At 64.9% G+C, this 26,237-nt stretch carries 25 protein-coding genes; 9 read left to right on the top strand and 16 right to left on the bottom strand.

Annotated features, from left to right (window positions below):
- Nucleotides 1-145: 145 nt before the first annotated feature.
- The 3 genes from HLH48_RS09920 (at nucleotide 146) to HLH48_RS09910 (ending at nucleotide 4,874) form a co-directional block, all read left to right on the top strand.
- The gene (locus HLH48_RS09920; protein ID WP_182997354.1) at nucleotides 146-1,099 is read left to right on the top strand and encodes a SphA family protein; all 954 of its coding nucleotides are present in this window, start codon (nucleotides 146-148) and stop codon (nucleotides 1,097-1,099) included.
- Nucleotides 1,100-1,147: 48 nt separating this feature from the next.
- Nucleotides 1,148-2,641: an aldehyde dehydrogenase family protein gene (locus HLH48_RS09915; protein ID WP_182997353.1), complete on the top strand. Its 1,494-nt coding sequence runs from the start codon at nucleotides 1,148-1,150 to the stop codon at nucleotides 2,639-2,641.
- Nucleotides 2,642-2,744: 103 nt separating this feature from the next.
- On the top strand, nucleotides 2,745-4,874 hold the full coding sequence (locus tag HLH48_RS09910; RefSeq protein WP_246387219.1) for a PQQ-dependent dehydrogenase, methanol/ethanol family: 2,130 nt from the start codon (nucleotides 2,745-2,747) through the stop codon (nucleotides 4,872-4,874).
- Here HLH48_RS09910 and HLH48_RS09905 read toward each other — a convergent pair.
- The 9 genes from HLH48_RS09905 to HLH48_RS09865 all read right to left on the bottom strand — a co-directional run bounded on the left by HLH48_RS09905 (nucleotide 4,864) and on the right by HLH48_RS09865 (nucleotide 12,434).
- Nucleotides 4,864-5,271 (bottom strand): MaoC family dehydratase, encoded by a 408-nt coding sequence (locus HLH48_RS09905; protein ID WP_182997351.1) that lies wholly within the window; start codon nucleotides 5,269-5,271, stop codon nucleotides 4,864-4,866. The genes HLH48_RS09910 and HLH48_RS09905 overlap by 11 nt on opposite strands.
- A gap of 48 nt (nucleotides 5,272-5,319) precedes the next feature.
- Nucleotides 5,320-6,444, bottom strand: coding sequence for a 1,2-phenylacetyl-CoA epoxidase subunit PaaE (paaE, locus tag HLH48_RS09900; protein WP_182997350.1), 1,125 nt, complete (start codon nucleotides 6,442-6,444; stop codon nucleotides 5,320-5,322).
- Nucleotides 6,445-6,487: 43 nt separating this feature from the next.
- The gene (gene paaD, locus HLH48_RS09895; RefSeq protein WP_182997349.1) at nucleotides 6,488-6,997 is read right to left on the bottom strand and encodes a 1,2-phenylacetyl-CoA epoxidase subunit PaaD; all 510 of its coding nucleotides are present in this window, start codon (nucleotides 6,995-6,997) and stop codon (nucleotides 6,488-6,490) included.
- Entirely contained in the window at nucleotides 6,991-7,767 is a 777-nt protein-coding gene (gene paaC, locus HLH48_RS09890; RefSeq protein WP_182997348.1) for a 1,2-phenylacetyl-CoA epoxidase subunit PaaC, read from the bottom strand. The genes paaD and paaC overlap by 7 nt, the downstream gene beginning before the upstream one ends.
- A 59-nt stretch (nucleotides 7,768-7,826) precedes the next feature.
- The gene (gene paaB / locus HLH48_RS09885) at nucleotides 7,827-8,114 is read right to left on the bottom strand and encodes a 1,2-phenylacetyl-CoA epoxidase subunit PaaB (protein ID WP_182997347.1); all 288 of its coding nucleotides are present in this window, start codon (nucleotides 8,112-8,114) and stop codon (nucleotides 7,827-7,829) included.
- Between the two features lie 62 nt (nucleotides 8,115-8,176).
- Nucleotides 8,177-9,160 (bottom strand): 1,2-phenylacetyl-CoA epoxidase subunit PaaA, encoded by a 984-nt coding sequence (gene paaA / locus HLH48_RS09880; protein WP_182997346.1) that lies wholly within the window; start codon nucleotides 9,158-9,160, stop codon nucleotides 8,177-8,179.
- 168 nt (nucleotides 9,161-9,328) lie between these two features.
- The gene (locus HLH48_RS09875) at nucleotides 9,329-10,198 is read right to left on the bottom strand and encodes a PaaX family transcriptional regulator C-terminal domain-containing protein (protein WP_182997345.1); all 870 of its coding nucleotides are present in this window, start codon (nucleotides 10,196-10,198) and stop codon (nucleotides 9,329-9,331) included.
- A 40-nt stretch (nucleotides 10,199-10,238) separates the two neighbouring features.
- Nucleotides 10,239-10,937 (bottom strand): TetR/AcrR family transcriptional regulator, encoded by a 699-nt coding sequence (locus HLH48_RS09870; RefSeq protein ID WP_182997344.1) that lies wholly within the window; start codon nucleotides 10,935-10,937, stop codon nucleotides 10,239-10,241.
- Nucleotides 10,938-11,072: 135 nt separating this feature from the next.
- The gene (locus HLH48_RS09865) at nucleotides 11,073-12,434 is read right to left on the bottom strand and encodes an MFS transporter (RefSeq protein WP_182997343.1); all 1,362 of its coding nucleotides are present in this window, start codon (nucleotides 12,432-12,434) and stop codon (nucleotides 11,073-11,075) included.
- A 228-nt stretch (nucleotides 12,435-12,662) separates the two neighbouring features.
- Between HLH48_RS09865 and HLH48_RS09860 the strand changes: the two genes are divergently transcribed.
- The gene (locus tag HLH48_RS09860; protein ID WP_182997342.1) at nucleotides 12,663-13,070 is read left to right on the top strand and encodes a 5-carboxymethyl-2-hydroxymuconate isomerase; all 408 of its coding nucleotides are present in this window, start codon (nucleotides 12,663-12,665) and stop codon (nucleotides 13,068-13,070) included.
- Nucleotides 13,071-13,096: 26 nt separating this feature from the next.
- Here the strand turns inward: HLH48_RS09860 and HLH48_RS09855 are convergent, their stop codons facing one another.
- The 5 genes from HLH48_RS09855 to hpaE all read right to left on the bottom strand — a co-directional run bounded on the left by HLH48_RS09855 (nucleotide 13,097) and on the right by hpaE (nucleotide 18,184).
- Nucleotides 13,097-13,882, bottom strand: a complete 786-nt coding sequence (locus HLH48_RS09855; protein WP_182997341.1) for an aldolase/citrate lyase family protein — start codon at nucleotides 13,880-13,882, stop codon at nucleotides 13,097-13,099.
- Between the two features lies 1 nt (nucleotide 13,883).
- Entirely contained in the window at nucleotides 13,884-14,702 is an 819-nt protein-coding gene (hpaH, locus tag HLH48_RS09850) for a 2-oxo-hept-4-ene-1,7-dioate hydratase (protein ID WP_182997340.1), read from the bottom strand.
- A gap of 4 nt (nucleotides 14,703-14,706) precedes the next feature.
- Nucleotides 14,707-15,570 carry a fumarylacetoacetate hydrolase family protein gene (locus tag HLH48_RS09845; RefSeq protein WP_182997339.1) on the bottom strand — a complete coding sequence of 288 codons (864 nt, stop codon included), beginning with the start codon at nucleotides 15,568-15,570 and terminating at the stop codon, nucleotides 14,707-14,709.
- A 31-nt stretch (nucleotides 15,571-15,601) separates the two neighbouring features.
- Nucleotides 15,602-16,582 (bottom strand): 3,4-dihydroxyphenylacetate 2,3-dioxygenase, encoded by a 981-nt coding sequence (gene hpaD, locus HLH48_RS09840; RefSeq protein WP_182997338.1) that lies wholly within the window; start codon nucleotides 16,580-16,582, stop codon nucleotides 15,602-15,604.
- A gap of 87 nt (nucleotides 16,583-16,669) precedes the next feature.
- Nucleotides 16,670-18,184 carry a 5-carboxymethyl-2-hydroxymuconate semialdehyde dehydrogenase gene (gene hpaE / locus HLH48_RS09835; protein WP_182997337.1) on the bottom strand — a complete coding sequence of 505 codons (1,515 nt, stop codon included), beginning with the start codon at nucleotides 18,182-18,184 and terminating at the stop codon, nucleotides 16,670-16,672.
- Nucleotides 18,185-18,372: 188 nt separating this feature from the next.
- Between hpaE and hpaR the strand changes: the two genes are divergently transcribed.
- Nucleotides 18,373-18,864, top strand: coding sequence for a homoprotocatechuate degradation operon regulator HpaR (gene hpaR, locus HLH48_RS09830; protein WP_182997336.1), 492 nt, complete (start codon nucleotides 18,373-18,375; stop codon nucleotides 18,862-18,864).
- A 14-nt stretch (nucleotides 18,865-18,878) separates the two neighbouring features.
- Here the strand turns inward: hpaR and HLH48_RS09825 are convergent, their stop codons facing one another.
- Nucleotides 18,879-19,418, bottom strand: a complete 540-nt coding sequence (locus HLH48_RS09825) for a flavin reductase (RefSeq protein ID WP_220795070.1) — start codon at nucleotides 19,416-19,418, stop codon at nucleotides 18,879-18,881.
- Between the two features lie 8 nt (nucleotides 19,419-19,426).
- Nucleotides 19,427-20,989 carry a 4-hydroxyphenylacetate 3-hydroxylase N-terminal domain-containing protein gene (locus tag HLH48_RS09820; protein WP_182997335.1) on the bottom strand — a complete coding sequence of 521 codons (1,563 nt, stop codon included), beginning with the start codon at nucleotides 20,987-20,989 and terminating at the stop codon, nucleotides 19,427-19,429.
- Between the two features lie 127 nt (nucleotides 20,990-21,116).
- Between HLH48_RS09820 and HLH48_RS09815 the strand changes: the two genes are divergently transcribed.
- The 4 genes from HLH48_RS09815 to HLH48_RS09800 all read left to right on the top strand — a co-directional run bounded on the left by HLH48_RS09815 (nucleotide 21,117) and on the right by HLH48_RS09800 (nucleotide 26,099).
- A complete protein-coding gene (locus HLH48_RS09815; RefSeq protein WP_182997334.1) occupies nucleotides 21,117-22,019 on the top strand; it encodes a helix-turn-helix domain-containing protein in 903 nt (300 codons plus the stop codon).
- 178 nt (nucleotides 22,020-22,197) lie between these two features.
- Nucleotides 22,198-22,815: a hypothetical protein gene (locus HLH48_RS09810; RefSeq protein WP_182997333.1), complete on the top strand. Its 618-nt coding sequence runs from the start codon at nucleotides 22,198-22,200 to the stop codon at nucleotides 22,813-22,815.
- 124 nt (nucleotides 22,816-22,939) lie between these two features.
- Nucleotides 22,940-24,385 (top strand): carbohydrate porin, encoded by a 1,446-nt coding sequence (locus tag HLH48_RS09805; protein WP_182997332.1) that lies wholly within the window; start codon nucleotides 22,940-22,942, stop codon nucleotides 24,383-24,385.
- A 19-nt stretch (nucleotides 24,386-24,404) separates the two neighbouring features.
- Nucleotides 24,405-26,099 (top strand): alpha-keto acid decarboxylase family protein, encoded by a 1,695-nt coding sequence (locus tag HLH48_RS09800; RefSeq protein ID WP_182997331.1) that lies wholly within the window; start codon nucleotides 24,405-24,407, stop codon nucleotides 26,097-26,099.
- The last annotated feature ends 138 nt before the right edge of the window (nucleotides 26,100-26,237 follow it).

The raw sequence follows: 26,237 nt of genomic DNA, 5'->3' as shown, positions 1-26,237 counted from the left end.
AGGACCTTTTCCGGGTCTTCCGCGCCTCCGCGCGGGCGCCGTGTCGCGCCTTCGTTTCAGCAGACCTCACCGCTCGTCCGGACGCATTCTCCGGGCGGGATTCATGTCGCACATCCAGCAGGGCTCCTGTTCAGGAGACAATATCATGGCCTTCACATCAGGTCCCGCCTCAACCCGCTCCCGCCGCCGGCTGACGGCACTGGCCGCATGCGCCGCCTGGGGCCTCCATTACGTCCCCCGCACCGCCCACGCCACGGAAGGCGGCGGCAGCACCTATCCGACCGGCGTCAACACCGTCATGCCCGCGATCATGCCCGATCTGGGGAAGACCGAACTTCTGAACTACCTGGCCGACATTCCCCTCACCTCGCTCAATGACAGCCACGGCCGGCATTCCGCCGAAGCCTTCGGCGGCAATCTGTTCGCCTTCGCCCCCCGCCTGCTCCACACCTGGAACTTCACCCTGGGCGATTTCCATTTTTCGACCGGCCTCTCTCCGGTTTTCCAGCGCAAATATGTCAGTGTCGGCGGCCGGGACAGCTATACATTCAACATGTCGTCATTCGACCTGCAGGCACTGTACGTCACCTGGTCGAAAGGCGACCTGCACCTGCTGTTCGGCCAGGATTTCTGGTTTCCCGGGTCATCGTACAACAAATCCGACTTCTCGAACGTCACCTCGACGCGTGTGACCTTCATGGAAGAGGGCGCCGTCACCTGGACGCCCGGACATTGGGAATTCTCCATGGAAAATACCGTGCAGATGTCCACCCGCGATGCCGATACCGGTTATCATGACGGCACGCTGTATAATATGGATTACGGCATTTCCTACCGTCCGTTCGCGAAGTTGCGCAATCTGCAGTTTGGCGTCAACGGCAACTGGGCCTACCAGACCAGCAACGACACGCTGCACGGCCGGCGCTATATGGACGGCTACAAGATGCGCAATTTCACCATGGGGCCGCAGATCGTCTACGATTTCGCCCCCGGCACCGCCGTGGTCCTGAAATGGCAGCATGCGCTCGACGCCCGCAATACGGTCGGCGGCGACCGCTACTGGGTGGAATTCGCCGTGCCGATCCATCTGTTCGAATGAACCCGTCGAACAGCAGCACGCAGATCCCCCATCGCAGGAAGCCCACACATGGCTGAAGTCACGATCCTACCCCAGGTCCGCGCATTTCTCGAACGATCGAACGGCCAGTTCATAAACGGCCAGCGCGTCACGTCCGAAGGCGGCGAAACCATCGCCGTCGCAAATCCCGCGACGAACGAGGTCATCGCGCATGTGGCCCCGGCCACGAACGCCGAGATCGACGCGGCCGTCGAGACCGCCCATCACGCCTTCCACGGCGCCTGGGCGAACACCACCCCGGCCCAGCGCGGCCTGCTGCTCAACCGGCTCGCCGACCTCATGATCGCCCATCGCGAGGAACTGGCCCAGCTCGAAACCCTGTCCTCGGGCAAGCTCATCACCCTCTCGCGCGCGTTCGAAGTCGATTACGCGGTCGCCTTCCTGCGCTATTACGCAAGCTGGACGACAAAAATCGAAGGCAGGACGGTCGCTCTTTCCCTCCCCTCGGCGACCGGCGAGAAATATACCGGCCTCACCCTGCGCGAGCCCCTGGGCGTGGTGGCCGGCATCGTGCCGTGGAATTTCTCGATCATGATCGCGGTGTGGAAATTCGGCTCGGCCCTGGCCTGCGGCTGCACGGCCGTCCTCAAGCCAAGCGAGGTCACGCCGCTGACGATGCTGCGCGTCGCGGAACTGGCGATCGAGGCCGGCATTCCGCCGGGGGTTCTCAACGTGGTGAACGGCCGCGGGCCGCAGGCCGGCCACGCCCTCATGACCCACCCCGAAATCGCCAAGATCACCTTCACCGGCGGCATGGAAACCGGCGCCGCCATCGGCACCGCCGCGATGCAGTCCGGCTTCAAACGGGTCACGCTCGAACTCGGCGGCAAGAACGCGGCCGCCTTCCTGCCCGATACCTCCCCGGACAGGACGGTGGACGGCATTATCGAGGCCGGGTTCCTCAATTCAGGCCAGGTCTGCGCCTCGGCGGAACGCTGTTACGTCCATCGCTCCCGGATCGACGACGTCGCCGAGCGACTGGGCAAGCGCCTCGCCGCCTTCGCGCCCGGCGATCCCATGGACGACGAAAGCCAGTTCGGCCCGCTGGCCAGTCGAGCCCATTTCGAAAAAGTGACGGGTTCCTTCGCCAGGGCCCGCGCCCGGGGGGCCCGGTTCATCCACGGCGGCGGCGCGTTCGACATCCCCGGCTGCTACATCCAGCCGACGGCGGTACTCGCACGGTCGCAGGACGACGAACTGATGCGCCAGGAAGTGTTCGGCCCCGTCGTCTCCCTGCTCGTCTATGACAGCGTGGAGGAACTCGTCACGCTGATGAACGATTCCCCCTACGGGCTGACAGCCAGCCTCTGGACCAACGACCTGTCGCAGGCCCTGCGCCTGATTCCACGCATCGAAGCCGGTACCGTCTGGATCAACATGCATAATTACATCGATCCGGCCATGCCGTTCGGCGGCGCGAAAGGCTCGGGAATCGGCCGCGAATTCGGCAGCGCGTTCATCGAGCATTTCACGGAAATCAAGTCGGTCATCATGCGATATTAACGACATCATCCGGTGCGCCCCCTCGCGGGAGCGACCGGTCGAGAGCCATATCATGACACACCCTCACCTGTTTCGGACAACCCTGTACACGTGCATCCTGGCCATGTTCGCGCTCTCTCCCTCACCGGCACAGGCGGCAACCGACGACCCCGTGGTCACACAGGCCGATCGGTCGCCGCAGAACTGGCCCACCAACGGGCGCACCTATGACGAGCAGCATTACAGCCCGCTCAGCCAGATCAACAAGGACACGATCGGCCGCCTCAAACTCGCCTGGTTCAGCGATTTTGACACCAACCGGGGCCAGGAAGGCACGCCGCTGGTCGTCGACGGCATCCTCTACGCCACAACGAACTGGAGCAAGGTGCGCGCCTACGACGCGGCCACGGGCAGGCTGCTCTGGAGTTACGACCCCGAGGTGCCCGGCGCGTCGGCGGTGCGCGGCTGCTGCGACACCGTAAATCGCGGCGCTGCCTACTGGAACGGGAAAATCTTCGTCGGCACCTTCGACAACCGGCTGGTCGCGCTGGACGCGAAGACCGGACGCAAGGTCTGGGACGTCCAGACGATTCCCAAGGATTCCTGGCTGGGCGATATCAGATCCTACGTCACGGACGGCGCGCCGCGCGTGGCGAAGGGCGTGGTCATGATCGGCAATGGCGGGGCCGAATTCGGCGCGCGCGGCTTCATCTCCGGCTTCGATGCCGAAACCGGCGCGCTGAAATGGCGCTTCTTCACCACGCCCAACCGCGCGAACCAGCCCGACCACGCGGCCTCCGACACCCCCCTGACGACCATGGCCTATCAGAGCTGGGGTCCCAACGGCGCCTGGACCCATTCCGGCGGCGGCGGCACGGTATGGGACGCAATCGTTTACGATCCACGGACCGATCTGGTCTATGTCGGTGTCGGCAACGGGTCCCCCTGGAACTACAAACAGCGTTCGGACGGCGTCGGCGACAATCTCTTCCTCGGCTCGATCGTCGCCATCCGTCCGGAAACTGGTGAATATGTCTGGCATTTCCAGGAAACACCGCAGGACCAGTGGGACTATACCTCGACCCAGCCCATCATGACGACCGATCTCGAGATCGGCGGCAGGATGCGCCACGTCCTGCTCCATGCGCCGAAAAACGGCTTCTTCTACATCCTGGATGCGAAAACCGGCCAGTTCCTCTCGGCTAAGCCCTACGTGCCGGTCAATTGGGCCAGGAGCGTCGATCCGCTGACCGGACGGCCCGACATCGTGCCCGATGCCCTCTATTCCGTGACCGGTAAGCCCTGGGCCGGCCTGCCCGGTGATCTGGGCGGTCATAATTTCGCGGCCATGAGCTACAGTGCCCGAACCGGCCTGGTCTATATCCCCGCGCAGCAGATCCCGATGATGTACGTCCCCGATCCGCAGCCCCTGAAGCAGAAAGGGCTCAATCTCGGAATCAGCATGCAGGGCCTACCCGACGACCCGGCCGTGCGCGACGGGTTCATCAAGACCCTCAAAGGCTGGCTGATCGCCTGGGACCCGAAACAGCAGAAGGAAATCTTCCGCGTCGATCACGGCGGCCCCTGGAATGGCGGCCTGCTCGCAACCGGCGGCGACCTGGTGTTCCAGGGCCTCGCCAACGGCGTCTTCCACGCCTACGACGCGACGAACGGCGCGGATCTCTTCCGTTTCAACGCCCAGAGCGGCATCATCGCGCCGCCGATCTCCTACCAGGTCAACGGCCGGCAATATATCGCCGTGGAAGCAGGATGGGGCGGCATCTATCCGCTGCTGCTGGGCCGGACCGCCCTGTCCTCGGGCTGGACGGTCAATCATTCCCGCCTGCTGGTCTTCGCCCTCGACGGCACGGCCCGACTGCCCGCTCAGAACGACAAGGGCTTCTTGCCGGTCCAGCCGCCATCACATGTCGATACGCGACAGGCAGGGGCCGGATACGAGCTGTACGAAAATTTCTGCCAGGCCTGCCACGGCGACAACGCGCAATCCGGCGGCGTCCTGCCCGACCTGCGCTGGTCGGGCGCCCTGCGCGACCGGACGGCATTCTACAACGTCGTCGGCCGGGGCGCCCTGACGGCCTACGGAATGACCCGCTTCGACGACATCCTGCCGCGCCGGGATATCGAAGCGATCCGCCAGTTCCTCATCAAACGGGCCCAGGACACCTACCCGCGCGAGGTCGCCGCGCGCAGCAATCCCCAGGGCATCCCCCAGGGCCACGCGATTACCGAGTAACCGCCGGCGGCGGGCCGGCCAGGGCGGTGGAGGAGGCGGTGATGAACCTGTCCCCCTCCCCGTCGTCCAGAACCCCCTCCAGCGTCAGCAGATGCCCTTTCAGACTGTCCTTGGGCTGGATCGCGACAATGCGCCATGTCAGCCGCGCCCGGCAGCCCGCGGGTACCGCCTTGCGGAACCAGAAGGCGAAATCCAGCCCCACGGCGGCATCCCGCTCCGTCAGCCACCCGGCCAGCCCCCCCAGCATCATGGCGGCGCAATGGCCGCCACTGGCGATCAGATGCCCGAAGCGGCTGGCCTTCGCGACCGCCGCGTCATGATGCAGCGGGTTGGTATCGCCGATCAGCGTCGCGATGTCCCGAACGCTGCCCTCGTCGAACGAGAGGATCGTCGACATCCCCTCCCCCACCTGAAATACGCAGCCATTGCCGGTCATCTCGAACGCTCACATCTGGTCGTAATCGATGACGACCCTGTCCGTCTTGGCCCGCGCCTGGCAGGTCAGGACGAACCCGGCCTCGGTCTCCCACGGTTCCAGCGCGTAATTCACCTCCATCTCGACCGCGCCCTCCACCACCTTGGCGCGACAGGTCGAACACATGCCGCCCTTGCAGGCAAACGGCAGGTCCAGCCCGGCGCGCAGGGCCGCGTCCAGGATCGTCTCGTCCGCCGCCACCGGCACCTCCCGCCGCTTGCCGTCCACGATCAACGCCGCGACATGCGCCGGCGCGGCCGTCGGCGAGACGACAGGCCGCGGCCGCGGCACCCCGGAAAAAGCCGAGACGAACCGCTCGGCATGGATCTGCCCCTCCGCCAGGCCCAGCCCGCGCAGCGCCCCCTCGATCTCCTCGATCATCTCGCTGGGGCCACAGAGAAAGGCGTGCGCCACATCCCGCGCCGGCACCAGCGCCGTCAGCAGCAGGCGCGCCTTCGCTGCATCCAGCCGCCCGTTCAGAACCGGCAGATCCTGCTCTTCGCGAGACAGGACGTGAAAGACCGAAAGCCGCTCCAGATACCGGTCCTTCAGATCCTCCAGTTCCGAGCGAAACAGAATCGTATCGATCGACCGGTTGCCATAGAACAGGCAAAACCGGCTTTGCGGCTCGCGCGCCAGCACCGTCCGGGCGATCGACAGCACCGGCGTGATCCCCGACCCGGCGGCAAAGGCCACATGCGTCCGCCCGTTGCCCGGACTGTTCTGCAGCCCGAACCGCCCGGTCGGCGTCATGACATCCAGCAGATCTCCCGGGCGCAGCACCGTGTTGACCCAGGTGGAAAACGCCCCGCTCTCGATCTGCTTGACCGCGATGCGCATCTCCCCATCGTCGGGGCAGGAACAGATCGAATAGGAACGACGCAGCTCCTCCCCGTCGATCTCGGTCTTCAGCGTCAGATACTGCCCGGCCTCATAGCGATAATCCTCGCGCAGATCGTCGGGAATCTCGAAGGTGATCGACACCGCATCCGGCGTCTCGCGCCGCAGCTCGGTCACCCGCAGCGGGTAAAAACGCGGCACCCGCGCCCGGCTGGCGGACGGCGCGGCAACGAGGGGGTCGTGAACGATGGCCATATCTGAATCCCGTCATGATGCGTTCGCTCGAAACGAGCCTGGATCAGTGACATTTGAAATAATCGAATGGTTCCCGGCAGGCATTGCACCGCCACAGGGACTTGCACGAGGTCGAGCCGAAGGGTGCGATCTCCCCGGTATCCGTCGACCCGCAGCGGGGACAGGCAACGGTCTCGACGCCGAACAGCGCGCGGCGGCCGGCGGCCGGCGCCGGCGGCGCAATGCCGTAATCCTTCAGCTTGCGGCGCCCGTCGTCGGTCAGGAAATCGGTGGTCCAGGCCGGGGACAGCACGGTCCTGACCGTAACCGGCCCCAATCCAGCCTTTTCGACCGCCAGACTGATCTCCAGCGCGATCATGTTCATGGCCGGACAGCCGGAATAGGTCGGCGTTATGGAAATTTCCGCCGTCTCGCCACGAATGGCGACATCGCGCAGCACACCCAGATCGACGATGGTCAGCACCGGTATTTCCGGATCGACCACCGTCCCCGCCACCCGCCAGACCGCCGCACGGCGCGCGGCGGGACCCGAGGGCGCGGCCTCGTCTACCATGTCGCGCCCGGAAAACTGCGCTGGAGAAACTGCAATTCCGCCAGCAGCGGACCAAGATGCTCCGAATGGCGCCCGTCGCGCCCGCCGGACTGCATCCATCCCCCCTCCGGCAGTGCCAGCGTCGCCCGCCCCAGCACATCCGACACGGTGTCCCGCCAGACCGCGCGCAACGCAGCCGGGTCGGGCACCAGCCCCTCGGCCGCCAGCACATCCTCGTCCGCCGGCACGTCGAACATCTCGTTCGTATAGGGGAACAGCCGGGCGATCGCGGCCCGCGCGCGACGATGGCTCTCCGCCGTGCCGTCACCCAGCCGGATCACCCATTCGGCGCTGTGGCGCAGGTGATAGGCACTCTCCTTTTCCGCCTTGGCCGCGATGGCGGCCAGCGTCGCATCGGCCGAGCCGGTCAGAAGCCGCCAATACGGATCGATGAAGGCCGCGTAAAGAAACTGCCGCACCATCGTCTGGGCAAAATCGCCGTTGGGCTGCTCGACCAGCAGCAGATTGCCATAGGCCCGCTCGTCGCGCAGATAGGCCAACTGGTCCTCGTCATGGCCGGCATCCTCGATTTCGGCGGCGTGCGTATACAGCGCGCGCGCCTGGCCGATCAGATCCAGCCCCATATTGGCCAGCGCCATATCCTCTTCCATCGTCGGCGCCCTGCTGCACCATTCCGACAGGCGATGACCAAGGATCAGCGCATCATCCGCACGCCGAAGAAGATAACTGGCAAAAGGCGATGCTTTGAATTGAATGGATGTCGTAGCCATGGACCTGTTCCTGAAACCGATAGAGACCGGAATGCATGCGCGCCGGGCAACCCCGCGCGTCACATATGGCCGACCTCTTCAGGAACCTCGTAGAAGGTCGGATGACGGTAGATCTTCGACGCCGTCGGCTCGAACATCATCGCCTTGTCCACCGGATCGGACGCGGTGATCGCCGTGGACGGCACCACCCAGATGGAAAGCCCCTCGCCCCGCCGCGTATACAGGTCCCGCGCCGCCTGAAGCGCCAGCGTGGTATCGTCGGCATGCAGCGATCCGACATGCTTGTGCGAAAGGCCGTTGCGGCTGCGGATAAACACTTCCCACAGCGTGGTCATGGTCTCGGTCATGACGCGTTTTTCCTTGTTCTTGCTTTTGATGACGCGCGAGGGCGCGGGATGGCAGCGGCCGCTCAGGCCGCGCGACGCGCCTTCTGCCTGGCGGCATGGGCGGCGGCGGCCTCGCGCACCCAGGCACCGCTCTCATGGGTCTCGCGCCGCCGGGCCAGGCGGTCGGCATTGCACGGACCGTTGCCGGCAATCACGTTCCTGAATTCCTCCCAGTCGATCGCGCCATGCGCCCAATGGCCGGTTTCCGGGTCGAAGCGCAGATCCGGGTCCGGCAGCGTCAGCCCCAGATAGGTCGCCTGCGGAACCGTCGCATCGACGAATTTCCGGCGCAGATCGTCATTGGAAAACCGCTTGATCTTCCAGCGCGTCGACATGTCCGAATGCGTGCTCTGCCCGTCGGGCGGCCCGAACATCATCAAGCTCGGCCACCACCAGCGGTTCAGCGCATCCTGCGCCATCGCCTTCTGCTCCGCCGAACCGCGCGCCAGCGTCATCATGATCTCGTAGCCCTGGCGCTGATGAAAGGATTCCTCCTTGCACACACGGATCATCGCGCGGGCATACGGCCCGTAGGAACAGCGGCAGAGCGGAATCTGGTTCATGATCGCCGCCCCGTCGACCAGCCAGCCGATGGCGCCGATATCGGCCCAGGTCATCGTGGGATAGTTGAAGATCGAGGAATATTTCGCCCTGCCGGACAGAAGCTGCTCGACGAATTCCTCGCGCGCGATCCCCAGCGTCTCCGCCGCAGCGTACAGATACAGCCCATGGCCGCATTCGTCCTGCACCTTGGCCAGCAGCGCCGCCTTGCGCCGCAACGAGGGCGCGCGCGTGATCCAGTTGCCCTCCGGCTGCATGCCGATGATCTCGGAATGGGCATGCTGCGAAATCTGCCGCGCCAGGGTCCGCCGATACGCGGCGGGCATGAAATCGTTGGGTTCGATCCGTTCCTCGGCATCCACGCGCTCCAGAAAGCGTGCGGTCTGCTCCGCATCCTCCAGGTCGGGCCGTGCCTCGGGGGCCGCATTCAGCGACTTGGTATACATCGGGATTGCCTCCTTCTTGGAGGCAGCCGGCACAGTCGCCCGGCCTGCGATCCGGCGCGACTCTTCAGGCAGCCTCTATGCCCTCTTCAATATATTACCGAAAAAAAGAATCAAATTATATTCTGTAATATGTCCTCCCGAACACAGGAATTTTACAGATCCACCCGATCAGAATCGGAATCGCGCCTCACCGCCGGCCGGCAGCGGCGCCCCGTCCTCGCCGACGGCATTCTCATCCAGCCAGCGCTCGGACCCCGCCCGCAGCCGGTCATAGATCCGCCCGCACACCGCCCGCGCCCGCTCGCCGGGCCAGTCGGCCGGCAGCAGTTCGGCAGGCAGCAGCGGATCGCGCAGCACGATGCGGCGATAGGCATGGATCAGGACGATCCGTGCCACCATCGCCCCCAGATCGTCCAGTCCCGCCCCGGCGTCCAGCCCCTCCGCGCAGGGCGCGAACGCGTCGAGAAACGCCTGATACTCCCGCGCGATGTCCTCCAGGGGCCACGCGCGCGCGGCCAGCCCGCGCAGCGCCTCCACCGGCCCGGAAAGCGCGAACGCCGGACAGGCCGCGCCGGGTGGAACCGCCCGCCCGCCCGGCGCCACGAACAGTCCGCCCAGCGGCGAACCGAATCCGGCCTCGGCCAGCGCGGGAAACGCGGTCTCCCGCACCGACGCATCGGGCATGACCATCGTCAGGTGCCCCGTCCACAGCGGCGCCCGCTCGCGATAGATATGCTCGGCGGCCAGCAGGAACGCCTCCCGCCCCCTGGGGGCCAGCGCATAGAAACTGTTGCGGCCATGGCGCGTCCGGCTCACCCAGCCATCGGCCGCCAGGCGCGACATGGCGGTGCGTACCGCGTTCTCCTCCACCTCCATGCCGCGACACAGCGCCAGAAGCGTCCCCACCCACACGCTCCCCCCGCGCGGCAGGATCGCATCGCCATAGATGGTGATAATAACGGACCATAGCCGAAAACGTGTCCGGCCGAACGCGTCGAGGAAGGCGGCCAGCGCGGGCGCGGTGGCTGGCGCGGTCATCGCGATCCGGCCATCCGGCGGCACCGCGCCCGGGGGGCCATCAGGACCGCGCGGCCCGCCGTCCGGCGCGCGCGGCGGCGGGCCTGCCCGCCCGCACCGCCTTCGGTACGGGTGCCGTCCCGTCCGCGGCCGCACCGCCCGCCAGCAGCGCCGGCGCGGTCCTGCCGCCCGAAACGATGAAATGCGTCACGAGGCGCGCGTAATCCTCGCGCGTCAGCCCCTTGCCGTCATGAAACCACAGATAATGCCAGTTTATCATGCCGAAGACCGACATGGTGCTGGGCGCCAGCATCGGCGTTCCGGCCAGCTCCGGCACCGCATCGACCACCGCATCCGACATCAGCTTCACCAGCCGCCGCTCGAACAGACGCAGCTTTTCCTGGTTCGCGGGCGAGAGCAGCTTGAAATTGGCCAACTGCACCTGATGCTCGGCATCCGCGTCGCGATAGGCGTCCAGCAGCGCCAGGCACAGCGCGCCCAGCTTCTGGCCCGCCGGCGCGCGCTCGAACGCCCCGGTCGTAACAGTCACCAAATGCCCCAGATGCGTCGCAAGGATGTCGTATATGACCGCTTCCTTGTCGCTGTAATAGTGATACAGCAACGATTTCGACACGCCGCACGCTTCCGCGATCATGGTGATCGAGGCCCCGACATAACCGAAACCGGCAAACAACTTCGCGGCATTGCGCAGGATGAGCTGCCTCTTCTCGTCGTAATCCTGCGCCCGAGGTCGCGCCATGTCCCCTCTTTCGTCTCTGCCGGCCATGCGAACGCGCCGCCGGGCGTCCGGCATCATACTGTCGCCCCGCGACCGCCGGCGCAAGAGTTGAACGACCGGTCGATCACCCCCGTCCGACCGGCGCCCTCCCGGCACTCAGGCAATGCCGTCGAGATTGGGCCCACGCCCCGGCATCCCTCCCTCGGCCGACGGCGCTTCCGCGAACCGCGATGCCGGCGCCTCGCAATCGGGCATACGCCACAGCGCGATTCCCCCGCACAGCGTGGCCACCAGGATATAGACGACCGGGGCCAGCGCCGTATGCGCCATCAGGGCCGAAACCGCCATCGGCGTCAGCCCGCCGAACACGGCATAGGCAACGTTGTAGGAGAAGGACAGGCCGGAAAACCGCACCGGCGCCGGAAAGGCCCGCACCATGGCGATGGGCACCAGCCCGGTAAAGCCGCAGCCGATCCCGGCCAGCGCCGCCATCGGCAGCAGCCACTCGGGATGCACCGGCGCCAGACGGTACAGGCCGACTGCCGCCGCCATCAGCAGAATCGTCGCCAGCGGCGCCATCGCCCGCATTCCCCAGCGATCGACCCCGATCCCGAACAGCACCACCGCCACCGCTCCCGCCATCGTCTCGACCAGGCTGGCCTGCAACGTCACGCCGGCCGGCATGCCGTACAGCGTCTGCATCAGGCTGGGCATCATCAGGTTCAGCACAATGATCGCCACCGTCAGCGCCCAGGTGGCGATCACCGACAGGACCACCTCGCGCCGATGCGCGCTCAGCACGGTGACCAGGGGCATCTGCTGCTCGACCTCCGCACGCGCCTTCAGCGCCGCGAACACCGGCGTCTCCTTCAGCCAGCGCCGCAGGACCATCGCCAGCAACCCGAAAATCCCGCCCAGCACGAAGGCGGCCCGCCACCCCCAGCTGCCGACCTGCTCCGGCGACAGAAAACCGTTGAGCGCCAGCGCCACCAGCGACCCCAGCAGAATGCCCATCTGCAACCCGCCGGTCAGCAGCCCGCAGGCCAGGCCCTCGCGCGCGCGGCCGGCATGTTCGGCCACGAACACCCAGCCCCCCGGCGCCTCGCCGCCGATCGCCGCCCCCTGCATCATGCGCAGCAGTAGCAGGATCAGCGGCGCCGCGATGCCCAGCGTCCCGTAACCCGGCAGAAACCCCATGGCCAGCGTCGGCAGCGCCATCAGCAGCACGCTCAGGGTGAACATCCGCTTGCGCCCGGTCTTGTCGCCGAAATGCGCCATCACCAGCCCACCCAGCGGCCGGATCAGATACCCGGCGCCGAACAGGCCGAACGTTTCCGTCTGCCGCAGCCAGTCGGGCTGCCCGGCGGCGAAGAAATGCTGGCCGATCACTTTCGCGAAAAAGGCGAAAATAACGAAATCATAAAATTCCAGCGCCCCACCAAGCGATGCCAGGGCGAGCGTGCGAATCTCCCCCCGGCTCAGGCCGTGGGAAGATGACGTGGGAAGAAAGGTGGCCATGCGGGGATTGATCCCTCTTTTTTTGGATGTCATGCACCTTGCATGCAGGCAACATGCCTCGCACGCACATCAGAAGAAACAAACATATTTCTTTTAAATAAAACAGATTTGAGAACAGGCCCGATCATCTGGCACGACGCCCGTCCATTCGAAAACGATGAACTCCCGTGACTTCACCACCATGTTCCCCTATCATGGCCAGGATATCGCTACGGGAAGGAAGACGCCATGCCACATCTTGTCCTGCTCTATACGCGCGATTTGGAAAAGGACGTCGATTTCGACGTGCTCACGCGTTCTCTCGCCGACACAATGCTGACCCGACGCGACGAGAACGGAAAACAGGTTTTCCCCACCGGCGGCACCCGCGTCCTGGCCTATCCCGCCGCGCACGGCGCCGTCGCCGACGGACAGGGCGATTACGGTTTCCTCTACGCCAATCTGCGGATCGGCGCCGGTCGCAGCGCCCAGACGCACAAATCGGTCGGCGACGCGCTGCTCGCCGTCCTGCGTGCCGCCCTCGATCCGGTGCTGGCCGCCCGGCCGGTCGGCCTCACCCTGCAAATCGACGAGAGCCCCGCCCAGGTCTATGACGGCAAGCACAGCAGCCTGCATCCACTCTTCGCCGGACGATAACCCCCGGCGTCCTGCCTCCGTCCGCCCTATGCCTCCCCCTTCATGCCGCCGCGAAAATCCTCCAGCAATCTCCGCGTTCCCCCGGCAAGAATGCCCACATCGCTGCCGATCGCGACAAATCGCGCGCCCAGCGCGACATAGCTCTGAGACAGGGCCAGATCGCTCGACAGAATCCCCGCCGGCTTGCCCGCCGCCACGATCTTCCGCAGCGCCGCCCTGACCGTCTCCTGCACCGCCGGATGCCCGGGATTGCCGCGATAGCCCAGATCCGCCGCCAGGTCCGCCGGCCCCACGAACACGCCGTCCACGCCCTCGACCGTCAGGATCTCGTCCAGCGCCGCCAGTCCGGCGCGGCTTTCGACCTGCACCAGCAGGCAGATCTCATCATCCGCCGACGACAGATAGTCCGGTATGCGGTTGAACGCCGAAGCCCGCGCCAGCGCAGCCCCGATCCCGCGCCGCCCATCAGGCGCATAGCGCACCGCACGGGCCACCGAAGCCGCCTGTGCGGCGGATTCGATCATCGGCACCAGCACGGTCTGCGCCCCGATATCGAGGATCTGTTTCAGGATCCAATCCTCCCCGACCGGAGGGCGGACGACGGCATGGCTGCCGGTCAGCGCGATCGCCTGCACCTGCCGCATGATGCTGCGGATATCGTTCGGCCCGTGCTCGCCATCCACCAGCACCCAATCGAACCCCGCCCCGGCACAGATCTCCGCCGTATAGCCCTCGCCCAGCGCCAGCCACAGGCCGAGAAGGCACCTGTCGTCGCGCAGCGCCGCCTTGAAACCGTTCCGAGGTGCCGGCATGTCACGCTTCCCTTTCAAAAAAGCAACTGATTGTCCCCAGCTTGCCGTATTCCGCCACGATCGTATCGCCCCGCCGAGCCTCGACCGGGCGGATGAACGAGCCCGACAGCACCACCTGCCCCGCTCGGATCACGCCGCCATACGCCCGCAACCGCTCGGCCAGCCAGACGATCCCGCGCGCCGGATGGTTCAGCACGCCCGCCGCCAGTCCGGTCTCCTCGACCACCGCATTGCGGGAAACGATGGCCCCCGCCCAGCGCAGATCCACCTCGTCGACCGAAAACCGCCCGCTGCCCAGCACGATTCCCGCATTGGCGGCATTGTCCGCGATGGTATCGACAACCGTGCGGGCCGCGCCGGTACGCGGATCGGCGCGACGGATCCGCGTATCGAGAATCTCCAGTGCCGGCACGATATAATCCGTCGCCGCCAGCACGTCGAACACGCTCTCCGCCGCCCCATCCAGATCCCGCTTGAACACGAAGGCCAATTCCGCCTCGATGCGCGGCTGGATAAACCGGCTTGCGGGAATCGACGCTCCGTCCTCGAACAGCATGTCGTCGAACAGAATGCCGGAATCCGGCGTGCCGATATTCAGCGCATATTGCATCGCCTTCGATGTCAGGCCGATCTTCCAGCCGATGACCTGCCGCCCGCCGGCAATCTTGCGGCGCACCCACGCATCCTGAATCGCATACGCATCCTCCAGCCCGGCTTCGGGATATTTCAGCGAGATCAACCCGACCTGCCGCCGCGTCTGCTCGGCCTCGTCCAGCAGCCCCGCCTCCACAGCGATCTGCTCCGGAGACAATCCCGTCATCTCCCTATTCCTCATCCACGATCGGGTTGCGCAACACGCCCAGCCCCGTCGCCTCGACCTCCACCACGTCTCCAGGCCGCAGCCACACCGGCGGGTCCAGCCGCGCACCCGCCCCGGTCGGGGTCCCGGTCACGATCAGGTCCCCCGGCACCAGCGTGGTGAATGTCGAGATGTAGGAAATGATCCTACGGAACGAAAAGATCATCCGGCCGGTGCGGTCCTGCTGGCGGACCGCACCGTTCACCCGCGTCGTCAGCGCGATATCGCCGATCTGCGCCTCCGAGCGATAGGGCACCAGCCAGGGGCCGATCGATCCGGTCCGGTCGAAATTCTTACCCTGTGTGACGTTGAATTTCGCATGGCGTACCCAGTCGCGGATCGTCCCCTCGTTACACAGGCTCAGCGCCGCGACATGATCCAGCGCCGCTTCCTGCGCGATCCGCCGGCCGCCCTTGCCGATCACGAGCACGATCTCGCCCTCGTAATCCAGTTGCGGCGATTCCGGTGGCCTGACCAGCGGCTGAAGATGCCCGACGAAACTGCGCGGAAAGCGGATGAACAGGGACGGATTGGCCGGCGCCGCCTGCCCGTCCTTGTACTCCTCGTTCCGATCGGGAAAATTGACACCGACACACAGAATCTTTTCCGGATTGGTCACCGGTATCTCATAGCGGATCTCCTCCTCCAGGAAATCCACCCGCTTCGGCGCGCCGGCCGCCAGTTCCTCCAGCATGCCCGCCGCGATCACCTCGCGCAGGCCGGGCCATCGCATCCCATGTTCCGCCCACAGGTCGGTGATCCCCTCCGGCCGATGCAGGCCGTAGCGCACCTGCCCATCCTTCGAGAAACTGACAAATCGGTCGGTCATCCTGCCATCCTCCCCCTGCGGCATCGCCCGGTCAGGGCGCAATGATCGGGCTCGCGGTCAGCGCCGGTTCGCCGACGGCCGACCCGGCGAAGACGCTGCCATGTTCGAACCACGAGCGCGGCGCCGGCGCTCCCCACAATGTCTGGCGCTGCGGGTCCTTCAGGTCCCAGCGGATCGGCTCGTTATCCGGGTCCACCGTCTGGTAGTCGGAGCAGTAGATCTCGATCCGATGCCCGTCAGGGTCGAGAATATACAGGAAGAAGGCATTCGAGATGCCATGGCGTCCCGGCCCGCGCTCGATGTTCGCGACATAGCCCGTCGTCGCCATCAGATCGAGCAGGTCGATGATGTTCAGCGGCGTCGGCACCCAGAAGGCGGTATGATGCAGCCGGGGGCCACGTCCGCAGGTAAAGGCGATATCATGCACGCCGCCCTTCCGATGCATCCACGCCGCCCACAGCCTGCCGCTGGCCTCGTCCTCGGTATATTCCGTGGTCCGGAAACCAAGCTTGTTATAGAACGAGACCGACGCATCGACATCGGTCGAAAAACAGTTGAAATGGTCGATCCGCAGCGGCTTCACGCCATGATACAGCGCGTATTTCTGATGAATGGGCGCCAGCCGGTCCATCTTGAAATAGAACTCCAGCGGAATACCGCTATTGTCGCGGGTACGGAACGTCCGGCCCTGATAGGGGCGCACGACCCACTCGACCGGATAGTCGAGGTCCCGGAAATAGGCCGCCCCCTTGTCAAGATCCGCTTCCGAAAACACCTTGAACGATAGCGCATACACTTCCGGCTGCGCACTCTTCGTCAGGATGACGCAGTGATGCCCGCGCTCTTCCATCGCGCGGAGATAAATGTGCTCGCCGTCCTCGTCGGTCACCTGCAACCCCAGCGTATCGGCATAGAATGCCTTGCTACGGGCCAGATCCGTCACGCCCAGTTCGACATGGCTCAGGCGGAGGACGTTGAAATCGGGATAGAGGTTGAACGCTTCGAGTGCCATGGATATTACCCCGGAAAGCCGCCGGTCTCGCACCGTCGGCCTGCTGTTTTGTTCTTGTCGGTCGCCCGGAAATCCGGCCGACTTGCCCTAGCCGAGTTTGGGAATGGCGTGGAAGGTCGTCGCGAAACTCACGTTCTTGGTCTCCATGTAGAAATCGAACGACCAGTCCCCTCCGTCGCGGCCCATCCCCGACGCCTTGACCCCGCCGAACGGCGTGTCGAGATGCCGCACATTCTCCGAATTCACCCAGATCATCCCCGCCTCGATCTGCTCGGACACACGGAACGCCCGGGTCACGTCCGATGTCCAGAGATAGGCCGCCAGACCGTATTCGGTGTCGTTAGCCAGCGCCACCGCCTCGTCTTCCGAATGGAAGGCGATCGCCGTCAGCACCGGGCCGAAAATCTCCTCCTGCGCGATACGCATGCGGTTATCGGCTCCGGTAAACAGCGTGGGCGCGACATAGCAGCCGCCACCCGGCCCTTCGTATCTCGTGCCGCCGGCCGCGACCACCGCGCCCTCCTGCCTGCCGATCTCGATATAGTCCAGAACCTTCTTTTCATGGACAGGATGAATCAACGGCCCGACCACCGTTTCCGGGTCCAGCGGATGCCCGACCCTGATGGCCCTGACGCGCTCCGCAAGCTTCGCCAGAAAGCGGTCGGCGATCTCCGCATCGACCAACAGGCGCGATGACGATGTGCAGCGTTCCCCGTTCAGCGAATAGATCATGAACAGCACCGCATCCGCCGCGCGTTCCAGGTCGGCATCCTTGAAGACGATGACGGGATTCTTTCCGCCCAGCTCGAAATGGAAGCGCTTCAGCGTATCGGCTGCCTGCTTCATGATCATCGACCCGGTGCGGCTCTCCCCCACGAAGGCGATCGCCTTGATGTCGGGGTGCCGCGTCAGTTCCGCGCCGGCATCCTCGCCAAACCCGTTGACGGTGTTCCACACACCAGGCGGCAGCCCGGCCTTCTCCGCGATGCGCACCAGCAGCGACGCGGTAATCGGCGAGAACTCCGCCGGCTTGTGAACCACGGTGCAACCCGCCGCCAGCGCCGGCGCGATCTTCCAGGTGGACAGCATGAACGGCGTGTTCCACGGCGTAATCACCCCGACAGGCCCCACCGGCACGCGCGTGGTGATATTCGCCTGCCCCTTGGCCGGCAGCGACAGCCCGTTGCGCGCCCCCGGCGCACGATCGGCGAAATAGCGGAAATTCTCGGCGCCGCGCAAGGCGGCCTTGGCCATGAAGCGCACGGCCTGCCCCGTATCGAGACATTCCATAAACGCGATTTCCTCCGCATTCTCCTCGATCGCATCGGCGATCGCATGCAGGACCTCCCGCCGCTTCGCGCCGCCGGTCGCCGTCCAGCCCGGCTGGGCCGCCTTCGCCGCCTTCGCCGCGGCGGCGATGTCCCGCTCACCGCCTCGCGCGACCCGGGCAAGCGGCTTCAGATCGACCGGAGAAATGGTATCGAACGTCTCGCCGCCGATTGCCGGGCGATCCTCGCCGCCGATGCGGTTCAGAATGCCCCGCGCGCGGATCGCATCCAGATACGCCTCGGCCTTCCGCACATTGTCTTCTAGTTTACCCACGGACCCGACTCCTGTTTCTTCCGTTCCATGACGGTCCCGAAAAGCTCCCGTGCCCCGTCTCCGGGATATAATTAACGTGTTAAGTTTATAACGCGCGACCGAATGTCCGGCTTCACACGTTTGCGTTATCCTTGGGTCTTGGCTATCGTTTTGCCGAATCCGTCCCACATCCTGGATCGAGTCCCACCATGCCCCCGAAAATCCGCCCGGCATCGGCGCGAAGCGACCCGCCGGCCACCGACACCGCCGCCCCCGCCGCCTCGCCGCAAACCACGACCACCTCGCTGACCGTGGCCCTGCTGGCGGCGCGCGAGGCGTTGCTGTCCCGCTTCCGGCCGCTGCTGGCCGAGCATGGGCTGACGGCCCAGCAATGGCGCGTCATCCGCCTGCTGCACGAACACAGGATCCTCGACGCCAGCCAACTCGCCGAAAGGGCCTTCATCCTTCCTCCCAGCCTGACGCGGATCCTGGCCAATCTGGAGGCACGGACACTGGTCACGCGGCTGCAACCCACGTCCGACCGGCGGCGCTACCTGTTTTGCCTGACCGGCGAGGGCGAAGCCATCTTTCGCAGCGTCCTGCCCGACAGCATGAAAATCTATACCGAGCTGGAAGATTATTTCAGCCGCGACCAGATCGCCCTGCTGCTCGATCTCCTGCACCGGCTGGCGAAATTCTGACCGCCGACCGGCGATCACCCCGCCGGCACGGCCACGGTCGAGCCGACGAAGGCGCGATCCAGATACAGCAGCGGGTGCCCGGTCGGCCGATGGCGGATGCCCAGCACCTCGCCGAACAACACGTAATGGGTGCCGACAAGCTGGTGCGCCACGATCCGGCAGTCGAACGCGGCAATGGCATCGTGCAGCGCGAAATTGCCCGACGGCAGCGTCTCCCAGTCCCCCGACGCATAACGCGCCTCCATGTCGGCGATCTTGCCGGCAAAATGGCCGGCCAGCGCGACATGGTCATTGCTCAGCACGTTGACGCAGAACACCCCGTTTTCCAAGAACATCCCGCATTGCGCCGACCGCCGGTTCATGCAGACCAGAAGCGTCGGCGGATCGTCGGTCACAGAACTCATCGCCGTCGCGGTAAAGCCGCCCCGTCCAGCCGGACCGGCCGAGGTAATCACATTGACCGACGCGCCGACCCGCGCCATCGCGGCACGAAACGCCAGGGCATCCGCCGCATCCACGGGGGCCGCCCGATCCTGTTGAGACATCGCATTCATGTCACACCTCACCCGCACCCGACCGGCGGCAGCCACGTATCGGCGGTCCAGCCATGCTCGTCGTAATCGCCCATGCAGGTCTCGACCAGCGCCTCCATCTCCCGCAGCAGCGGGCCGCGCTCGGCGCCCTTGAGGATCTGTAGCCGCACATCCTCCGGCGAGCCGGCATAATTCAGCTCGTACAGCGCATGCCGACCACCGAACTCCGATCCGGTGGCATCCCACATCAGCTTCATGATCTTGATGCGCTCGATATGGTCGATCCCGTTCGAGCCGCGCACATATTGCGCGAGATAGCGGTTGATCTCCGGATTCGCGAAATCCCTGGCCGAGGACGGCAGATAGATCAGCCCCGAAGCCACGCAGCGCCGGACCAGCTCGATCACCCGCGGATAGGCATCGGACATGAAGGCCCGATAGGTCAGCGCCGCCTCCAGGTTCGGCAGCATCGCGCCGTTGTGCCATTGCTGCGGATTGCGCGCCATGGCGCTGGACAGCGACCAGAACATGTGGCGCAGCCCGATCACCTCGCCCAGCGCCGCCTGGTTGCCGCGAAACGCGTCGCCCCCGGTGCAGCGCAGCGCCTTGGCCAGCAGCCCGGCCAGGAAATCCAGCTTCACGGCAAAGCGCGTGCAGCCCTGGAAACAATAGCCCTGCATGAAGCCCGAACCGATGGGAAAGGACAGGATCCGCTTCGCATCGCGCAGGACCAGCACGTCCTCCCAGGGCACGAACACATTGTCCAGCACCAAGATGGCGTCATTCTCGTCGAAGCGCGACGACAGCGGATAATCGAACGGCGTGCCGACCCGGTTCGCCGTTTCCTCGTACGAGGTCCGGCAGATCATCTTGATGCCGGGGGCATTCATCGGCGCGATGAACGTCACAGACATCGACGGATCCTCCGTCACCGTCGCCGAGCTCTGGGCCAGCAGGTTGTAATGGGTCAGCGCCGAAGAGGTCGCCACCACCTTGGCGCCGGAGACATGGATGCCGGCATCGGTCTCCTTGGTGATATGGACGAAGACGTCCTTCACCTCTTCCGCCGGACGATGGCGATCGATCGGCGGATTCACGATCGCATGATTGAGGAAGAGCGTCCGCTCCTGCGTCTTCTTGTACCAGGCCCGGGCGTTGTCGGCATAGGGGCCATACCATTCGGCATTGGCGCCCAGCGTATTGGTCAGCGCGGCCTTGTAATCGGCGGTACGCCCCATCCAGCCATAGGTCAGCCTTGCCCATTCCGCGATCGCCTGCTGCTGGCCCAGCAGATCCTCGACCGATTTCGCCCCCTTGAAATTCCTGTGGGTAAAGCCGCCATTGCCGGTATCGGTCGGGGTGGTCAGAACCTCCCGGCGCTTTGCGTCATGCAGCGCATCATACAGCCTGGCGATCGAGCGCGCCGCGTTACGCATGGCCGGGTGCGCGGTCACGTCGTCGACGCGCTGGCCATCGATATAGACATTCCGCCCGTCACGCAGCGACGCCAGATATTCGGCGCCGGTAAACGGCAGAACCGTGGCGGTCCGCCCCTCCTCCAGGGTAGCGTTGGCGTCGAAGCATTTGCTCATGTCTCGCTCCTGTCGTTTTTTGTTATTATCGGATGCAAAGCCGAGAACGTGGTCTCCGCGCAGACCCTAGAAGCGGCGCCAGCCGAAAAGAATGGACAAAAAACGAGAAGAGTTGGACATTTTTGAAATGCTGCGGAATACCGACGTCCCGACCTATCTCACCTATGGCCGCACCGCGAAAACCGACGATATCGGCTCGGTCCATATCGAAAAAGTGATGGACCGCCGCTCCCTCCACAACGGCCACGTCGCAGCGCACCAGCACACGCAGTTGGTCCAGCTCTGCCAATGGACGTCGGGCGGCGGCACCTACGCGATCGACGATCGCATCATTCCCTTCACTGCCCCGACATTCGTCTTCATGCCCACGCAGGTCGTGCATGGGTTCGACGTCCTGGACGGTTCCGACGCCATCGTCATCTCCCTCAAGGACGCGGAGATGACGACATCATCGTTTTTCCGCAGCCCCCCCTATCGCGACACCCTGATCCTCAACGGGTCGGAAAGTCCGCGCCCCTCACCGCTCATCACCACGCTGATGGAGGCCGGCTACGACCGCTATCGCCAGAATCCCGCCACGGCGGAGGGCGTCGTCTGCGGCCTGGCCAACGCGATCCTGGCAGAAGCCGCCACCCTTGCCCGCATGCAGGACAGCAAGGCGACCCGCCCCGCCGATCACCGCATCGCGGACCTGATAGAAATGCATTTCCGCGATTCCTGGTCGGTTTCCGAGTACGCCCGACAGCTCGGCTGCACGCCGTACCAGCTCAACGCGATGGCGCGTACGACTTGCGGCCATAGTCTCAAACGCCTGATTTCCGACAGGCGGCTGCTGGAAAGCAAGCGCCTGCTCGCCTTCACCATCCGCCCCATCGAAACCATCGCCGCCGAGATCGGCCTGCCAGATCCCGCCTATTTCTCCCGCTTCTTCCATAGGTTGACCGGCCTGTCCCCCCGGGATTGGCGCCGCCAATGGCTTGAGAAAACCGCTCATCCCTCCACCGACGCGCCGCCGAACACATTTCTTTGAGAGCACCGCCGCCGGGTTTGGTTGTTAACATGCTAATCAAATCATGTTAGAGGTTCTGCCCGCCCCGATACAGGGCGCGCCAATACGCCTGAAAATCAGATTTACCCTAGAACAACAACAAATGAAGGGTAGAACAATGCTGGAAAACAAGGCGCTCATGCCGCATGAGCGCGCAAACATGCATATCCATATCGGCGATCTGGTCGCGCTGCTTTATCTCGGCGTCGTGAGCTGGGGCGTGATCTCCCTGGTGCATACCGTGCAGGGCCATCCCTTCGCGCTCGCCTTCGTCAAATTCGCCCTTCTGGCCACGTTCGGCGAGTGCCTGCGGCGGCGCATCGCCTCCGGATCGTGGATCGCGGACCATCTCGTGATCCGCGCGATCGTCTGGGGCTTTTTCGGCATCTGGATCGCCCTCGCGCTCATGATCATGAGTGCGGGCGTCCACGCCGCCACGGCCGCCACGCACCTCCCCCCGCTGTTCGTGGCCTTCCTGGTCAGCCTGTGGATCAATGTCTTTTCCGGGTATGGATTTTTCATGATGCTGTCGCATTTCATGACCGACCGGATAATCGAGGAAGGCTTCAAGTCCCCGCTGCGATACCTCACCTCTCCCACTTTCGGGCCGTGGGCGCGCATGGTCTCGCTCTGCCTGGTCTTTTTCTGGACCCCCGCCCACACGATCACCTTCATGCTGCCCGACCAATGGCGCGTGCTGTTCGCGGCCTATCTCAGCGTGGCGCTCGGCCTGCTTCTGTCCCTGGCAGCCCATGCCGGCCGGCGTCCGGTCGGCTAACCTGCCCGATCGTCGCCCCCATCGCATTCTGATCTGATTGAAAAACAAGAATAATTCAAATCAGAAGGAAATTTTCGTGACATGCTCTCATTTGGCTCGGCGGCCGGCGGCCCGGCGCGCGGCCATGGCCGGCGCTGTCCTCCTCTGCGCCGGGCTCGGGCCCCGCGCCCCGGCGGCCACCACCCCCACGCCACTCGACCCGTCCGCCCTGGAAATCAGTCGACGTTACAACAATATTCCGGCACCGATCACGTTCGTGCCGTCATCGCTGCCGCCGTCGGTTCTCGCCGGTGCGCCCCTGCTGGTATCGCCCTACACACCGCCGCGCCGGGGACCGCTGACCTTCCTCGGGCATTTTTTCCGCCAGTACGGCATCACGCCGCACGCGATCTTCAATCAATATTACTTCACCAACCCCAATGTCGGCCCTCGCAACGGCCGCTTCGGCCTCGGGACGGGGATCGCACTGGGGTTCGATGTCGATTTGCAGAAAATGATCGGCCTGTACGGCGGCGAACTGCATTTCGAGGAAATTCTCTTTCGCCCCACGGCCAATGCCGGCTATCCTTCCGCGCCGGCCTACGCCGGCGCCGTTGGCACCTATTTCGCGGGGATCGACATGCATAACGATCTTGCCGGCGGCTGGCTCGCGCTGATGACCTATTATCAGCGCCTGCTTCATGACCGCATCCTCCTGTCGGTCGGGCGCACCCACCCTCGGCGCTATTTCTATTTCAACAATTGCGACAACGCGCTGAACTGCACCGATCCGATCATGCAGGCAGCGGCCGGCGTCCTGCCGCCCCCCTATGCGACATGGGGCGGTTATTTCACCTCCCGCCTGGTCGACGATCTCAGCCTGGAAGCCGGCGTCTTCGAGGCCAATCTCAATCAATATTACCAGGGCGGCAACGGCTGGCGCTGGGACACCCGCACCGCGACGGGCTATCTGCTCATCGGCGGCTTCAACTTCAGGCATCTGATGATCAGCCATAAATACGGCGGCCGTTACCAACTCATGGGGTTCTTCAACAGCTCTCGCTATACCGATCCTTATACCGGCACCGCCCATAACGGGCGTGCGGGGGGCGAATTCCGGCTGCAACAGATGGTCTGGCGCAAGGATCACGCGCACCCGGTACTTCAGCCGCTGCCCGAATCCCTGCATCTGTTCGGGGCGTTCGGCTTCGCCGCCGATCCGTCCTCACCCTTCAAGGGCCTTGCGGAAATGGGGCTCAGCTATCACGGCCTGTTCGGGCGCAAGCTCGATACCGAGCAGATAAAATTCAGCTATGCCCGCGCGTCGGAACATCAGATGCTCTTTCAGCGGCGCATGCGCGTGCGCGGCGGCGGCGATCCGGCGATGGGCTCGCAGAACATCATGCGCCTCGAACTCAGCGGCCACATCTCGGTCATGCCAGGCATCGCGGTCGAGCCGACCATTCAATACATATTCAACCCCGACAATTACTACAACCCGGCGGCCAGGACCATCAGCACCAATGGCGTGGTGCTGGAGGCCGCTCTCTCGGTCGATATGGGATTCCTGACCGGCCTGTCCCACAAATAGCCCAGATTCGGAGAAGACGATGCAGACCACCATCGGAGAATTCCTGCTGACCCGGCTGAAACAGATCGGGATCGACCACATCATCGGCGTTCCCGGCGATTACAACCTCCAGTTCCTCGAACAGGTGCCCAAGGTCGCGGGGCTCGGTTTCGTCGGCACCTGCAACGAGCTCAACGCCGCCTACGCCGCCGACGGCTATGCCCGACTGGCCGGCGTCTCCGCCCTGCTCACCACCTATGGCGTGGGCGAACTCAGCGCGCTATGCGGCGTCGCCGGCGCCTGCGCCGAACATGTTCCCATCGTCTGCATCACCGGCGCGCCGCCCCTGTTCGCCATGCGGCGGCGATGGCTGCTGCACCACACGCTGGCGGATGGCAATTTCGACAACATGGCGGCTTGCTACCAGCATTTCACTGCGGCGCAGACCCGCCTCACACCGGCCAACGCGGCCACCGAGATCGACCGGGTCCTGCGCGCCTGCCTGCTGGAAAAGCGGCCGGTCTACATCCAGCTCCCCTCCGACATCTCCTTCCTGACCATCGAGGTGCCGGACCAGCCCTTCGCGCTGCCCGAACCGGCCAGCGACCCCGCCCGCCTGGCTGCCGCGCTGGACCATCTGTCCCGCCTTTACGCGCAGGCCAGGCGGCCCGCCGTGCTGCTGGACATGGATGCGGAGCGCTTCGGCCTCACCGGTCTCCTCCGTGCCTTCATCGACAGGACGCAGACACCCTACGCCGCGCTCGGCACCGGCAAGGCGATCCTGAGCGAAACGGACCCGCTCTCGCTCGGACTCTATGTCGGCGGCAAATCCGCGCCCGCGGTCAGGGAGCGCATCGAGCACGCCGACTTCCTGCTCACCACGTCGCCGCGCTTCATCGAGAGCAATTCCGGCTCGTTCACGCAATCCCTGCCGGCGGAAACGATCAATCTGGGCTTCCATGACGTCACCGTCGGCGCGACGGTCTATGAGGGCGTGGTCGCCCGCGACCTGCTGGCCCCCTTCATCGACCAACTGCCCGCCACACCGCCACGCCCCCCGGCCCACTCCCCCTCCGTCCAGCCACCCACCACCCTCCCACCATCCTCGCCGCTGCGACAGGCCCGGATATGGCGTCAACTGACCGGTTTCCTGCGCCCGGACGACGTGGTGATCGCCGAAGCCGGAACCTCGAATATCGGCTTGACCGGCGAGAAACTCCCCCCGGACGTCACCTATATCGCCTCCAACATCTGGGGGGCGATCGGCTATACATTGCCCGCCCTGCTGGGCACGATGCTGGCTGCCCCCCACCGCCGCCACATCCTCTTCATCGGCGACGGCTCGTTTCAGTTGACGGCGCAGGAACTCTCGACCCTGCTGAGGCTGGACCTGAAGCCAATCATCTTCCTGCTGAACAATGGCGGCTACACGATCGAACGCTTCATCCTCGGCATGCAGGCCGCCTATAACGACATCGCCAATTGGCAGTATACCGGCCTCCCCAGCATCTTCGCGCCCGGTCGCGCGGTCCAGACCTTCACCGTCGCGACCGAAGGCGAACTGGCCGCGGCCTTGCAGGCGATCGCCGCCGGCGACAAGGCCGCCCTCGTCGAACTGCAACTCGATCCCTTCGACGCGCCGGAGGGTCTCAAGGCTTTCGGCCCCGCCACCGCCGCTTTCGATTACGGCCCCAGCGGACCACAGGCGACACCCGCAGCCCCGACCTCCGAGTGAGCTGAACCGCCCCGGGTTTACCAGAGATTAGAGCGGAATTCATTCTGAATGAGTCGTCAGGGGTACCCAAGCGGGCGTATTTATGATTCATCATGATGGCCGGACGGGAGGCCGGCGGTCATGTCGAAAGCTCTGTCC

Origin of the sequence: Gluconacetobacter sacchari, from assembly GCF_014174255.1 — a bacterium.
Classification (GTDB): Bacteria; Pseudomonadota; Alphaproteobacteria; order Acetobacterales; family Acetobacteraceae; genus Gluconacetobacter; species Gluconacetobacter sacchari.
This window is presented reverse-complemented; position numbering and strand designations above follow the sequence as displayed.

Coding starts and splice junctions, on each gene's coding strand:
- paaD (WP_182997349.1), bottom strand. CDS start 6,997: ATGGTAGACGAGGCCGCGCCCTCGGGTCCCGCCGCGCGCCGTGCGGCG.
- HLH48_RS09910 (WP_246387219.1), top strand. CDS start 2,745: ATGTTCGCGCTCTCTCCCTCACCGGCACAGGCGGCAACCGACGACCCC.
- HLH48_RS09915 (WP_182997353.1), top strand. CDS start 1,148: ATGGCTGAAGTCACGATCCTACCCCAGGTCCGCGCATTTCTCGAACGA.
- hpaD (WP_182997338.1), bottom strand. CDS start 16,582: ATGGCACTCGAAGCGTTCAACCTCTATCCCGATTTCAACGTCCTCCGC.
- HLH48_RS09865 (WP_182997343.1), bottom strand. CDS start 12,434: ATGGCCACCTTTCTTCCCACGTCATCTTCCCACGGCCTGAGCCGGGGG.
- hpaR (WP_182997336.1), top strand. CDS start 18,373: ATGCCCCCGAAAATCCGCCCGGCATCGGCGCGAAGCGACCCGCCGGCC.
- HLH48_RS09905 (WP_182997351.1), bottom strand. CDS start 5,271: ATGTCGACGATCCTCTCGTTCGACGAGGGCAGCGTTCGGGACATCGCG.
- HLH48_RS09805 (WP_182997332.1), top strand. CDS start 22,940: ATGGCCGGCGCTGTCCTCCTCTGCGCCGGGCTCGGGCCCCGCGCCCCG.
- HLH48_RS09800 (WP_182997331.1), top strand. CDS start 24,405: ATGCAGACCACCATCGGAGAATTCCTGCTGACCCGGCTGAAACAGATC.
- paaC (WP_182997348.1), bottom strand. CDS start 7,767: ATGGCTACGACATCCATTCAATTCAAAGCATCGCCTTTTGCCAGTTAT.
- paaA (WP_182997346.1), bottom strand. CDS start 9,160: ATGTATACCAAGTCGCTGAATGCGGCCCCCGAGGCACGGCCCGACCTG.
- hpaH (WP_182997340.1), bottom strand. CDS start 14,702: ATGACGGGATTGTCTCCGGAGCAGATCGCTGTGGAGGCGGGGCTGCTG.
- HLH48_RS09815 (WP_182997334.1), top strand. CDS start 21,117: ATGCTGCGGAATACCGACGTCCCGACCTATCTCACCTATGGCCGCACC.
- HLH48_RS09875 (WP_182997345.1), bottom strand. CDS start 10,198: ATGACCGCGCCAGCCACCGCGCCCGCGCTGGCCGCCTTCCTCGACGCG.
- HLH48_RS09825 (WP_220795070.1), bottom strand. CDS start 19,418: ATGAATGCGATGTCTCAACAGGATCGGGCGGCCCCCGTGGATGCGGCG.
- HLH48_RS09860 (WP_182997342.1), top strand. CDS start 12,663: ATGCCACATCTTGTCCTGCTCTATACGCGCGATTTGGAAAAGGACGTC.
- HLH48_RS09870 (WP_182997344.1), bottom strand. CDS start 10,937: ATGGCGCGACCTCGGGCGCAGGATTACGACGAGAAGAGGCAGCTCATC.
- HLH48_RS09845 (WP_182997339.1), bottom strand. CDS start 15,570: ATGACCGACCGATTTGTCAGTTTCTCGAAGGATGGGCAGGTGCGCTAC.
- HLH48_RS09920 (WP_182997354.1), top strand. CDS start 146: ATGGCCTTCACATCAGGTCCCGCCTCAACCCGCTCCCGCCGCCGGCTG.
- HLH48_RS09855 (WP_182997341.1), bottom strand. CDS start 13,882: ATGCCGGCACCTCGGAACGGTTTCAAGGCGGCGCTGCGCGACGACAGG.
- HLH48_RS09820 (WP_182997335.1), bottom strand. CDS start 20,989: ATGAGCAAATGCTTCGACGCCAACGCTACCCTGGAGGAGGGGCGGACC.
- paaE (WP_182997350.1), bottom strand. CDS start 6,444: ATGGCCATCGTTCACGACCCCCTCGTTGCCGCGCCGTCCGCCAGCCGG.
- HLH48_RS09810 (WP_182997333.1), top strand. CDS start 22,198: ATGCATATCCATATCGGCGATCTGGTCGCGCTGCTTTATCTCGGCGTC.
- paaB (WP_182997347.1), bottom strand. CDS start 8,114: ATGACCGAGACCATGACCACGCTGTGGGAAGTGTTTATCCGCAGCCGC.